This window comes from Paenibacillus sacheonensis (genome assembly GCF_009909195.1).
Taxonomy (GTDB): domain Bacteria; phylum Bacillota; class Bacilli; order Paenibacillales; family Paenibacillaceae; genus Paenibacillus_Z; species Paenibacillus_Z sacheonensis.
The window spans coordinates 78,470-90,923 of record NZ_JAAAMU010000002.1 but is presented as its reverse complement, the minus strand read 5'-3'; the positions used below and the strand labels follow the sequence as shown (position 1 = coordinate 90,923).

General features: G+C 58.4%; 7 protein-coding genes. 1 reads left to right on the top strand and 6 read right to left on the bottom strand.

The window, feature by feature from the left end:
* Nucleotides 1–50: 50 nt before the first annotated feature.
* Nucleotides 51–398: a bacillithiol system redox-active protein YtxJ gene (gene ytxJ / locus GT003_RS03415; protein WP_161694456.1), complete on the top strand. Its 348-nt coding sequence runs from the start codon at nt 51–53 to the stop codon at nt 396–398.
* A 170-nt stretch (nt 399–568) separates the two neighbouring features.
* Here the strand turns inward: ytxJ and GT003_RS03410 are convergent, their stop codons facing one another.
* The 6 genes from GT003_RS03410 to GT003_RS03385 all read right to left on the bottom strand — a co-directional run bounded on the left by GT003_RS03410 (nt 569) and on the right by GT003_RS03385 (nt 12,359).
* Nucleotides 569–2,332: a putative bifunctional diguanylate cyclase/phosphodiesterase gene (locus GT003_RS03410; protein ID WP_161694454.1), complete on the bottom strand. Its 1,764-nt coding sequence runs from the start codon at nt 2,330–2,332 to the stop codon at nt 569–571.
* Between the two features lie 452 nt (nt 2,333–2,784).
* Nucleotides 2,785–5,583: an alpha-mannosidase gene (locus tag GT003_RS03405; protein WP_161694452.1), complete on the bottom strand. Its 2,799-nt coding sequence runs from the start codon at nt 5,581–5,583 to the stop codon at nt 2,785–2,787.
* A 63-nt stretch (nt 5,584–5,646) separates the two neighbouring features.
* On the bottom strand, nt 5,647–8,832 hold the full coding sequence (locus tag GT003_RS03400) for a beta-galactosidase (protein ID WP_161694450.1): 3,186 nt from the start codon (nt 8,830–8,832) through the stop codon (nt 5,647–5,649).
* Nucleotides 8,825–10,150 (bottom strand): glycoside hydrolase family 125 protein, encoded by a 1,326-nt coding sequence (locus GT003_RS03395; protein WP_161694448.1) that lies wholly within the window; start codon nt 10,148–10,150, stop codon nt 8,825–8,827. The genes GT003_RS03400 and GT003_RS03395 overlap by 8 nt, the downstream gene beginning before the upstream one ends.
* Nucleotides 10,151–10,188: 38 nt before the next feature.
* Nucleotides 10,189–11,103, bottom strand: a complete 915-nt coding sequence (locus GT003_RS03390; RefSeq protein WP_161694446.1) for a carbohydrate ABC transporter permease — start codon at nt 11,101–11,103, stop codon at nt 10,189–10,191.
* 320 nt (nt 11,104–11,423) lie between these two features.
* Nucleotides 11,424–12,359, bottom strand: a complete 936-nt coding sequence (locus GT003_RS03385; RefSeq protein WP_161694444.1) for an ABC transporter permease — start codon at nt 12,357–12,359, stop codon at nt 11,424–11,426.
* Nucleotides 12,360–12,454: the final 95 nt, after the last annotated feature.

Below are 12,454 nucleotides of genomic sequence, written 5' to 3'. Positions count from 1 at the left end.
ATGAGCAAGAAGTACTGTAACTCATTTCATAACAGTTAGGAGAATGCGACATGTCCCAGCCATTCAAAGAAATCCAATCCATTGAGGAATGGAACGCCGCGCTCGAAGGCTCCGCCTCCCGCCCGCTCGTCGTGTTCAAACATAGCACGACTTGTCCGGTCAGCGCGAACGCGTACAATGAATTCACGAACTACTTGAACGGCGAAGAGGCTCCCGGCGATACGGACTACGTGCTCGTGAAAGTCATCGAGTCGCGGCCGGTCTCCAATCAGATCGCCGAAGACATCTCGGTCAAGCACGAATCGCCGCAAATCATTCTCGTGAAAGACAAAGCCAAGTATTGGACGGCTTCCCACTGGTCCATCACGGAAGCGCATATGAAGGCGGTTATGAATTAATCGCTGCAAGCAGTCCAAGCTCAAAGCTCCAAGCCAGAAGCCCCGGTCAACAAGCGTATGTACGCTTGCTGCCGGGGCTTCCTTTATGCCGTATTCGTTCCGTATTCGTGCCGTATTCGTTCAATCACATTAACAAACCAATTCAGATTCCAATTCGATTCCGCGTTCGATCAAGACGTTTTGCGCATTCTCGTCTGCATGAGATCGGCCGACAGCGGCTTGTCGATGAAATAGCCCTGCCCTTTATCGCAGCCCATTTCCCGCAGCCAGGTCATCTGCTGATCCGATTCGATCCCTTCGGCGACGACCGTCTTGCCGAGATGATGCGTCATCGTGATCATGGCGGCCACGACGGAACGAACCGAATGGACATCGACCATCTCGGCGATGAACGACTGATCGATTTTGATGACGGATATCGGCAGCTGGCGAAGCAGGCTCAACGAGGAATACCCCGTCCCGAAATCGTCGATGGATATCTCGACGCCGAGCGCGACCAGTTCATCCAGCATCTTGAGCGTAAACTTCAGCTTGTCGATGACGACGCTCTCGGTAATTTCGATGCACAGCTTCCGAGCATCCAATCCCGTTTCCTTCAGGATGCCCTTGACCATGTCCACGAAATCCGGCTGCATGAACTGCTTCGCCGAGACGTTGACCGACACGGTCATGGACGCCCGCCCTGCCCGTTCCCAGCGCTTGGCTTCCTGGCAGGCTTCTTGCATCACCCATTGGCCAAGCTTCAGTATCAACCCGGTCTGCTCCGCCAGGGGAATGAAATCCGCCGGCGAAACGACGCCGTAATCCTTGGAATTCCAGCGCACCAGCGCTTCCGCCCCGATCATAACCCCGCTCTCGATATCCGTCTGGGGCTGGTACAGCACATAAAATTCATTCTCGTCCAGCGCCTTGCGCAGACTCGCTTCCATATCGACCATGCGTTTGATCGACGCATTCAACTCTTTGGAGAATAAGCGATATTGGCTGCCGCCGCTGGTTTTGGCATGGTACATCGCAATATCCGCATTCTTGATGACCGCATCCACCGTATCGCCGTCGCCGGGGAACAAGCTGATTCCGATGCTCGCCGTCATATAATAATCGCTTCCGAGCAGAGACACCGGCGCTTCCAGCACGTCCTGCAGCTCCTCCGCCAAACGGATGATGTCATCGAACTCCGCCGCTCCGCGCACGAGCACCATGAATTCGTCCCCGCCCGCGCGAGCCAGCAGCGAATGGCCGGTCAGACATCCGCGGAAACGTTCCGTGATGACTTTCAACACATCATCGCCGCATTGATGGCCGAGCGTATCGTTGATGAGCTTAAACCGATCCAGGTCGACGAGCAGCACGGCATCGAACGTCGAGGCGTCGTTCTTGGCGGCAAGCGCTTCGGACAGCGCCTGCTGGAATGCAAACCGATTCGGCAAGCCGGTCAACATATCGTGGCGCGCGAGATAATCGGACCGTTTCTCGATGCTCTTGCGCAGCGTGATATCCCGAATGATCGCGATCGCGTAGGACTCCCCGTTCTCCTCCATCGTTTCCATGTCGATCAGCACGATGATTAATTCGCCTGCCGCTCCCTGCATCGCCATTTCCCTGCCCTGCCAGCTAATGTTCGGGAACTCCGAAAAATACAGATCGCGAAACAATGAACGCTCTTCCGGAGCGAAGAATGTCTCGAAAGCGTCGTTTCGGAGCGCTTCCTGAGCGAAGCCGAACATCTCCTCCGCCTTGGCGTTCGCTTCATGAATGCGGGCATGCCGGTCCAGGATGAGAATCGGCGCCGGCGACATTTGATACAGCACTTCGTACTTCCTCGCCGTCCGGTTCTCCTTCCGAGAGCGGTTTCTGCGATGCATCATGATCGGCAAGAATAGGAGAACCGCGAGCAGAACCAGTATGACAAGGAGATGACCATCGAATATCAAGCGAGCACCTCCAGCAGTATTTGTACCACGACCTGCGAACTACGCGTATAAGGATCGGAAAATGACCGTCGTGTTAAATTATACCTTTTATTCGACATTTTTCAATGAAATCGCAATACTTTACCTAGTCTTTAGGAACTATTCGTATCCAAAATTAGCGAATTACGTCGAATTCCGTAATTCTTCGGCCCCATCTCGAATAAACTTGTGCGAAGTTAACGCGATATACGCAACTATGGCGCACTCAAGTCCTTACAAGACGATCACAGCCCATGATACCTATTAACTTCTCCGGCCGAGAGAAGCCTTCCTCCGCGCGCATACATAAAAATGCAAAAGAAATGACAACTAAAGAAAAAGCAAAATAAAAAAGGCCAGCCGAAGCTGACCCCTTTCTAACCGGCAAGCGAACGTTTATCGCTGCTCGTGGTAGATTCCACCTATACCTTAAGCTATCTCTCCGATACGATGCCGACCGTGAAAATCTCGCAAGGACCGAGCTCCGCGGTAAACGCCGCAGCGGCATCGCCCTCCGCCGACCGGAAGCGTTCGCCAGCGCGTTCAAGCACGTCGCTCTTATACGCAGACGCGGCCACGCCAACATTCGGCCGCACGTCAAGCACTGCCGATTCAGGCCGCAGGTTGAACCAGCGCAGCATGAGATCGCCCGACGCCTCCGCGATTTTGGCCGAAGAGAAGGCGATGCCTTCGCCTTCCCATGCCATAAAAGCATGAACGGGCGCGAGCGTGCCGCCATGAACACCAGTCTGCACGGAAGTCCATGGCGTCTGGAATTGATATGCCGATGCAAATGCGCCGGATACCGCGCCATCCCCTTGATGCGGAAGGATCAGCAGTTCGGCCGTCTGCATGCCGAGGCACTGCGCTTCCGGCGTCGGGAAGACGCCCCAGTCGCCGAGTTCGGCAACGGAACGAAGCAGCGTAACCGCAATCGTGTTGCGGCCGTCGCGCAGCACTTCGTATTCGTTCAAGCCTTTGTTGGCGATGGTCAGCCCCTGCTTCTCGTCGCTGACATCGGCGAAAGCCTGCTGATGCTGCGCATTGCTAGGATTCTCCCACTCGGCTGCCGGTTCGTTGTCCCGAACCGCGGCCTCGAAGATCGCGTCGACCCGGTGAACGGATGTAATCAGGTCCGTCGGGAACAATGCGCGGACGCGGTGGTCTTTGGCTTGGTTATCGAAGGAGACGCTGACGCCCACGCCGGTCCCGGAACGCTCCAAGCTGACGACGGAACGGATCGTGAACGGCACATGCGCTGCCGAGCGTCCGGCTTTACGCTCCGGATAATAGACCGCTTCCTGCTTCTCCTGCTCGAACAGTTCGTCGGCCGATGCCGGAACGGACCAGCGATGCACGATTTCGAACGCCGCACGGCAGGCGCTGTCCTCGATGACGCGGATTTCCGCCGCGAAACCTTTGGTCGTGAGCGCAGGCTCGGCATCCGGCTGCTTGAACATGTATTCGTTGCCGATGTCTCCGGCATCTTCATAGATCAACAGGTCGCGGTACGTGCGGCCGCTTGCGAAGTCCGTCACCGTCAAGGTGCCGTCCTCGGCGATGTCGACGCTTAGATTTCCGTTGCTCATCGAGCGGGCTCCGGTCACGAGCGACGTCTCCGCTGCCGCGTCGGCCGAATCGAGCACCCAAGCGAAGGTTTTCAACCCGAGCGCCGGCACTTCGGCCGCTTCGAACGTCAGCTTCACGCGGCGCGCCCAGTACGGCTGGCGGAACTTGTCATCCGGCAGCTCGTAGTCGAACTGCAAGCCGAGATCTTCCATCGTGCAGGCTATGGCCTTGCCGTCCGAATCGACGAGCGTGCGCCCGGTGACGGCGATGCCCTTCATCATGCGGATCATTTCGTTCGGGCTGATGCCTTCCCGGTAATAGACGCGCGCAACGTCCAGCTCGACCTCCACGACGCCGCTGCGGTTCCATCCCGTCGTATTGAACACGACGAGCGGCAGCGCGTCCCGGCCGTATGCGGCCAACGCGCTCGTATCGACGGCGCCGGCAAGCGCAAGCGCGCTGTCGTCCACGATCGTCTCCGCGACATGGCGGCTCTTATCGAACCGGGTAACCATCTCGCGGTGCACTTCATCGACGCTGCAGCCGCAAATGCTGTCGTGGGGATGGTTCTGCATGAGCGTCTTCCAAGCGTACGTGAGCAAGTGCTGCGGGTACTTCGCCCGGCCGGCTGCATGCGCGAACGCGGCGAGCGGCTCGGCGACCTTCTCCAGCAGCGTCTGCCCGACTTGGTTCATTTGTTTCAAATACACTCTGGCCGAAGCCGTGTTCACGAGCGTCGACCAGCCGTCCGTCCGCTGGCTGCGCAGCTCGCCCCGAACGACCGACAGCTCCTTATCGTGCAGCGACGCCCGCAGCGAGGCCAGATAATCGGGGAAGTTCGAATGGACGAAGTCCGTGTCCGGATACAGCTTGCCCGCCACGCGAATGGCTTCGGACAGGTCCGTCTGAATCGGCTGATGATCGCACCCGTTCATGAACAGCAGCTGGCCCGTCGAGGCGTATTTGCCGGCATCCGCAAGCTTGCGGTCCCAGTAGACCTTGGCTTCCGCCTCGTCGACGGGCACCTCGTTGCCGTTGCTGTACCAGTTGGCAAACAAAATCCCGAGTACGCGCGAGCCGTCCGGACCTTCCCAGACGAGCTCCGAGAAGGATGATTCGTAAGCGGCATCCGATACCGTGTTGTTGAAGCCCGTCGGCTTCACGCCGCGGCCGAACACCGCGTTGTCGATGTCCGCCTGCCGCATAAGCTGCGGCGCTTGGCCGATATTCCCGAACGTGTCCGGGAAATATCCGATTTTGGCGATCGTATCGTAACGCGCGGCGTCCTGATGCCCGATCTGCAGATTGCGCACGTTCGCTTCGCTGCTCGTCAGGAACGCGTCCTGCAGCACGTACCAAGGCCCGATGTGGATGCGGCCTTCGCGAATCCATTTCTCCAGCCGTCCCCGCTGATCGGGGCGCACCTGCAGGTAATCCTCGATAATAATCGTCTGTCCGTCCAAGTAGAAGCTGCGATATTCCTTATCGTTCTCCAGCGTGTCCATCAGCGTGTCCATCAGCGCGATCAGCCGGACGTGATGTTTCTCGTAAGGCAGGTACCATTCGCGGTCCCAGTGGGTATGCGAGATGATATGCGCCGTTCTTCTGTTCTCTGCGTTCGCCAAGATGAATGTCACCCTTCCTGATTCCGTTCGTTCCTGCATAAATCTCATTTGCTGCTTGACCATGCATTATATATTGCCGAGTTCATGCGCGCTGCCTATTACTTATGCCTGGGTCTGCACGACTACTTCATCGGGCCGATAGACCGACGTGACGCGGCCGTCCGAATCCACGGCGAACATCACTGCCCGCTCCCGCTCCAGTACGAAGGAATACGTCCTGCCGGTTCCCGCCGCCCGAACCTCGATAGGCGCATCATGCGCGTACTCGGATACGAAGACGAAGAGCTCGCCGTCCCGGAAACGAAGGCTCCGGCCGTAAACGCCGGGCAAGTCGCCGCCTCGAAGCCAAGTCAGTTCGGCTTGGCAGCCGGCCGCTTCAAGCGCATGCGCGTACAAAGCCGCGATCGGCTCGGTGCGCTCGTTCAGCTCCACGGGGAGCGGACACCAGATCAAGCGGCCGTCGCCGCATGCCGCTTCGACGATCCCGTCCGCCCCTGGGGGAACGGATCCGTCGCTCGCGACGGCTTCCTTGAGCACCTCGGCAATTCGCCGTTGGCCGTACGATACCGGGTACGCCTTCTCGCCGATGTTCACCCGTTCTTCGCGGACGACGTTGCCGAGCTTCCGTTCGCCGAACGCTGCCGCGAGCCGATCCGAGCGGCGCCAATAGGCGTCGAGTCCGAGCGGCCCGGTGAAGAGCAGCGTCGCCGCCGTGCGGTCCACGATGTCCAGCAGCTGCGCAAACGCTTCGTCGTCGAAGTTATGCGCCGACGGAACGATGATCAGCTTCGCCGGCGCCGCTTCGAGCGCGTCGAGATGATACTCGGACACGCCGCGGAACGGCATCTTCAGCTCGTAGCCCAGCACGCGCGTCAAGCGGGTCGTCGCGTCGAACGCCAGCTTGCGGTTCGAGAAGTCGTTGGAGTACGGGAATACGACGGCCACGTCCTCGAGCTCGCGCTCATGAAACAGGTCGCGGATATCCGCCATGAAGCTGCCGAACCGGTAAGATACGTCCGCTTCAGGCTTCTCCGTTCCGTCCGCGCGCAGCGCGCCGATATGGGACTCGTTCGCGTTGTCCATGTAGAAATTGGTGTTCCATATCCACTGCACCGCGCCCGCTCCGCCCGTTGCAAAAGCGTACGCGTACTTGCGTTCCAGCATGGCGCGCAGCTCTTCCTCGGAACGCTTCGCGAAACCCGCCGGCGTCTCCACGTACATGATGCCTGTTTCTTGAATAACGTTCGGCTTGTTCGCCGTCTTGGCGAAGATGCCGTCCCACAGCAGATGGTCGTTCAGCCACCAGGAATGAACGGTCGTATAATCCACCGCTTCTTCGTAGAAGAACGGCGATGGACGCTGCGCCCCCAGCCCTTCGTCCTGGCCGACGGTGACCAGCTGATCGGGGTTGCTTTCCTTAATGGCATTAACGAGTTCGCTTGCCCAGCGGTTATGCATCTCCATGGAGAACAAGACGTAATCCAGCCAGCGCGTTCCCCGCTTGCCTTGGTGCATGTCCTGCACGTCGAAATTGATGTCCTCCGGCTCCGGAATGGCGGCGGAAGCGAAGTCCGGCAGTTCGCCGGGCGTCATCCCCCAGCGTTCGCGCAGCCGCGCGACGGAACCGTGCCGCTCCGCGAGCCAAGCGGTATAGGCCTCGCGTTCGAAGCGGTCGCGGGTCGACCGCGGCCCGTCCGAGAAGATCCGCGGCGGATCGAACATCGACGGCTCGTTGATCAAATCCCAGTCGACGTTCGTCGTGTCGCGATGGCGGCTGACGATGGATTGAATGAACCGCTTCTGCGCTTCCACGCTGCGCGGATCCAGATACGGATTGACCCCTTCCCACGCCTCGGGGGTGAACGAGAAGAACGTGAACGTCACTTGCAGCCCGTTCTTCTTCGCCGTCATGAAGAAGGCGTCGATCGAACGCAGCACCTCCTCGGACGCATGGCCGTCGACCTGCATGACGTTGCGGTACGCCGTCCAAATCCCCGTCCGAATCCAATTGATGCCGGCTTTGCGCATTTGCGCCATGTCGCGGTCCCATACCGCCGCGTTCGGCAGGAACAGGAACTTGCGCGCAACGTCGGACGTCATGTACGTCATGCCGACGACAGGCATCGGATGGCCGTCCTTCTCGAAATAATCCCGCCCGCGCGTCAGCAGGCCGCCCGAGCGAAGCAGCGCGTGGTCCGTTCCCCAGAAGCCTTGGCGCAGCACTCGCGTCTCGCCTTCTGCGGAGACAGCCGTGCACGTTACGCGGTAATAACCGGCTTGCAGATCAAGCGGGAGCGGAATCCGCACCAGCTCGAGCGCCCGTCCGACGTCCGCTTGATGGACATCCAGGAACGCCGCCGGCTCTACGTCCACATAGTGAACTTGAACCGTAAACGTCCAGCTCGTCCTGCGCGCCGGAGTGGCGCCATGTTCGCCGCCGCGGCTCAGCTTCTGCGCTTGCAGCGTCAGCATCGGCCGTTCGTTCAGCTCGTAGGACGCATAGCTCGGCTTCAGCCACAGTTCGGTCACGCCGGCCGCGCAGTATGCCGCCCACTCCCGCAATGCCGCGGCTCCGCCTCGCGCGAAGAACTCCGCGCCAAGCGCATGATTGACGAACAACCAGCGTCCGCCGGCAAAGTCGCCCTTCGTGTTCTCCCACAGCACGACCGGAGCGGCAACTTCCCTGCCTTCGGCGGAGATGCCTTTCAGCAGCGGGTAAATATGCGCGTCCATCGGACCTGCCGATCCCATCTGATGCGGCAGATCGCTTGTCTTCGTGACATGCGGCACCAGGTTCCACGTATCCGACAGGTCGAACAGCGCCTCGCTGCCTTGGAACAACGGAATATCCATCGCCGCCGCGAGCGTCGCTACGGGCGCAGCCTGTACGGGCAGCAGCTCGTGAATGCGCAGCTGGCGATGATAAGCGGTCTGCTCGGGTTCGATCACCCATGCATCCGCTTCTTTACTTACGGGCAGACGAAAAGGAGCGCCGCCCGCGCTGATCAAGCCTCCGCCGCGCTTCAAGAAATCCAGCAGCGCCTCCCAGCTCGCGCTTGGAAAATACGGCGCGTGCAGCGAGACAAATACGCCGCCGTCCGCTTCGCGCAAGCGGTCCGCCAGCTCATCAGCCGTGCATACGTCGCCGATCCCTCGCAGCTGCTCCAATGCTGCCGGATCTACGACAGCGGCGCCCGGAAAGGCGCCGTCGTAGAAGAGAATCGTTTTGCCGACCGGTAGAGACGTCAGTCGGGCCGCTTGCGTCGATCGGACCGTCAATCTAGGCATCGAGCAGCCCCGCTTTCATCGCCTTGTACACCAGCTGCGAGAACAAGCTGTTGGACCAAGCGAACCATTTGCGCGTGAACACGGCCGGATCGTCCGAATGGAAGCCTTCATGCATATAACCGGTGTCCGCGTCCGTCGCTTCGAGCAGCGCGATCATCGCCAGCTTCTCCTCGTCCGAGGAAGCCGTGAGCCCTTGCATGGACAACGCCATGTGCCAAACATAGCCCGGAGGCGTATGCGGACTGCCGATGCCGCGGGCCGCCGTGCCTTCGTAATAGAACGGATTTTCTTTGCTGAGGGCAAAACGGCGGGTATTCTTATAAATCGGATCGCTGGCGTCTACGTACCCGAGATACGGAATCGAGATCAGTCCGGGCGTTCCCGCATCGTCCATCAGGCAATGACTGCCGAAGCCGTCCGTCTCGTACGCATAGATCGGTCCGAATTCCGGATGACGGTAGATGCCGTATAGCTGAATGCCGTGGTCGATCTCGCGCTCGAGCTTCGCCATTTCTTGCTCGAACGACAGGTCGCGGAACACGAACTCGGCGATTTCCCGCATTTGGCGGAGGGTAACGACGGCAAACATGTTATCCGGGATGTTGTAGTGAAAATCGCAGGCGTCGTCGCTTGGACGGAAGCCCGACCAGACCATGCCCGTATAATTGACCGGCATGCCGCGGCCATCGTTCTGGAGCGTGTCGTGCATGATGCCGTTGTCCCGCTCGAAACGGTACGGCGAACGCTCGAAGTGCAGCTGCTCCCGCTTCCACAGATCGACCGCCGTGCGCATCGCGATCTTGAAGTCCGCGTCGAAGATATCCGCGCGGCCCGTTTCTTTCCAATAGGCGAACGCAAGGCGCATCGAGAAGCAGATGGAATCCAGCTCGAATTTGCGCTCCCAAACCCATGGCGACATATCGGTCTTGTCGTCGGTGTTCCAATGCCAGTCGTTCGCCATTTCGTTGAACGCGTTCGCGTACGGATCGATGACGATATCGCGCATATGAAGCTTGATCAGCCCGCTGATGATGCGCTGCAGATCGGCGTCTTCCTTGGCGAACGGCACGTAATGCATGACCTGCTCGACGGAGTCGCGCAGCCACATCGCCGGAATATCGCCCGTGATGACGAACGTCGTTCCATCCTCAAGCAGCTTCGTCGTCGTCTCCAGCGTATTCGGGAAACAGTTCTTGAACAGCTGCAGCAGCTTCGGCCGGTGCGCCAGTCTCGTCTCGGCTTCCGCGAGCACGTCCTGGATGGATTGCGGCAGCGGCAGTGCCGGCATGTCGATTTTCGGTAATCTGAATTGTTCCATGTCTGGTTATCTCTCCCTCGTTTTTTCCATCAATGACCTTACTCTTTAACGGCGCCCACTGTCAAACCTTGGACGAAGTACCGTTGGAAGAACGGGTAGGCGAGCACGATCGGCCCGGTCGCCAGCACGACCATCGCCATTCGCGACGTATCCTGCGGCATCGACTGCAGGACGCCTACGCCGAGCGAGGTGTTGTTGCTGTTCGCGAGAATGAACTGCATGCTGTTCTCGATCCGCATCAGCATCGATTGCAGCGGAACCAGATTCGGGTCGTCGATATAAAGCAGCGCATTGAACCAGTCGTTCCAATACCCGAGCGTGCTGAACAGCGCGATCGTGGCCAGGCCCGGCAGCGCGAGCGGCACGATCAGGCGGAAGAAGATCCCGAACTCCCCAGCGCCGTCGATTTTACCGGATTCCACGATCGCGTCCGGAATCATCGTGGAGAAGAACGTCCGCATGATCATGATGTAGAACGCATTGACCGCCAGCGGCAGAATGAGCGCCCAGAGCGAGTTTTCCAGGCCGAGCAGCCTCGTCGTCACGATATAGCTCGGCACGAGCCCGCCGTTGAAGAGCATCGTGAAGAAAGCCAGGAAGGAGAAAAAATTACGGTATTTGAACCCTTTGCGCGAGATGGCGTAGGCAAACAGCGAGATCATGATCAGGCTGATGACTGTGCCGACGACCGTCACGAGAATCGTAACGCCGTAGGAGCGCAGCAGTTGATCGCCTGCCTTGAACAAATAGCTGTAGGCGTCGACGCTCCATTTCTCCGGCAGCAGGGAGTAGCCGTTCCGGGCGAGCGTCTTCTCGTCCGTGAACGAGATGATCATGACGAACAGAAACGGGAATACGCAGGCCAGCGCGAAGATGCCGGCGATGAGATTGAACAAGACGTTCCAGAACGGCGACAGCCGGTGGAAATCCTGCGGTTTGCTTATGGAAGCCATGAAAGTTGCTCCTTTCTGGTTAGCGTAGGTTGAGAGGTCTATCGTTTATTTTTGTGACCGGAGTGTCGGTATGGAGTCGGAACAGCGTCAGCGGTCGCCTTTGTATCCGTATTTCTACATCTACTCACTTACATAATCAAAGAAATGCGGAATACAACAGCGAGTGGAGACCCATAGCGACCGCAGGTCATGCCTTCGAAGCGGATTTTTATCACGAAAATCCTTTGGCTCGTCGGTTAACGCAAACCAATCCCTATGCTTACGAAGTAGCTGAATGCTGCATTCTCCCACCTCCGTCGTAGAACGCAAACCAATCAGCTTTAGAACAGCGCGTTGTCCTTATTGAACTTCCGCACGATGTAGTTCGACGTAATGACGAGCACGAAGCCGACGAACGACTGATACAGCCCCGCCGCCGTGCTCATGCCGATTTCGCCGGTCGTCTTCAAGCCGCGGTATACATAGGTGTCGATAACGTTCGTAACGCCGTAGAGCGTCCCGGAATCGCGCGTGACTTGGTAGAACAAGCCGAAGTCGGCATAGAAGATGCGTCCGATGGCCAGCAGCGTCAGAATGGTCATGAGCGGCGCCAGCATCGGCAGCGTGATGTTGCGAATCTGCTGCCATTTGTTCGCGCCGTCGATCATCGCGGCCTCGTACAACGATTTGTCGATGCCGAGAATGGCCGCCAGATACACGACGCTGTTGTAGCCGAGCGATTTCCATAAGAACACGATCACGATGATGAACGGCCAGTATTTCGGCTCCGAATACCACTGCGTCGCGTCCATGCCGAAGGATGCCGCGATCTTGTTGATCATGCCCCGATCGAAGCTGAGGAAGCTATATACGAAATAACCGACGATGACCCAGGACAAGAAATACGGCATGAACATGCCGGTCTGGTACCATTTCGCCAGCCGTTTGTTTGCGATTTCGGAGAGCACGATGGCCATGGCCACCGCCAGAACGAGTCCGATCAGAATGAACACGATATTGTAGAGCAGCGTGTTGCGCGTGATGATGTAAGCGTCGTCCGTGCTGAACAGGAACTTGAAATTATCGAAGCCGACCCATTTACTGTGGATGATGCTGGACAAAAATCCGCCGTGTACGCGGTATTCCTTAAACGAAATGATCGTGCCGAGCATCGGCAGGTACGAGAAGAAAATAAACCAGACGGTTGCCGGAAGCACCATCAACAGCAAGGCTTTATTGCGGTTTATGTCTTTGAAGAAACGCCCTAGGGCTTTCATCGGGGGTCACCCTTTCTTGGCAAAGTCGGTTCGCGGCGCCGCGGCGTCGCGTGCTCCTCCCAAAAAAAGGGCGAATGCGGAACATTCGCCCTTCC

Coding starts and splice junctions, on each gene's coding strand:
- GT003_RS03395 (WP_161694448.1), bottom strand. CDS start 10,150: ATGGAACAATTCAGATTACCGAAAATCGACATGCCGGCACTGCCGCTG.
- GT003_RS03385 (WP_161694444.1), bottom strand. CDS start 12,359: ATGAAAGCCCTAGGGCGTTTCTTCAAAGACATAAACCGCAATAAAGCC.
- GT003_RS03400 (WP_161694450.1), bottom strand. CDS start 8,832: ATGCCTAGATTGACGGTCCGATCGACGCAAGCGGCCCGACTGACGTCT.
- GT003_RS03390 (WP_161694446.1), bottom strand. CDS start 11,103: ATGGCTTCCATAAGCAAACCGCAGGATTTCCACCGGCTGTCGCCGTTC.
- GT003_RS03405 (WP_161694452.1), bottom strand. CDS start 5,583: ATGCAGGAACGAACGGAATCAGGAAGGGTGACATTCATCTTGGCGAAC.
- ytxJ (WP_161694456.1), top strand. CDS start 51: ATGTCCCAGCCATTCAAAGAAATCCAATCCATTGAGGAATGGAACGCC.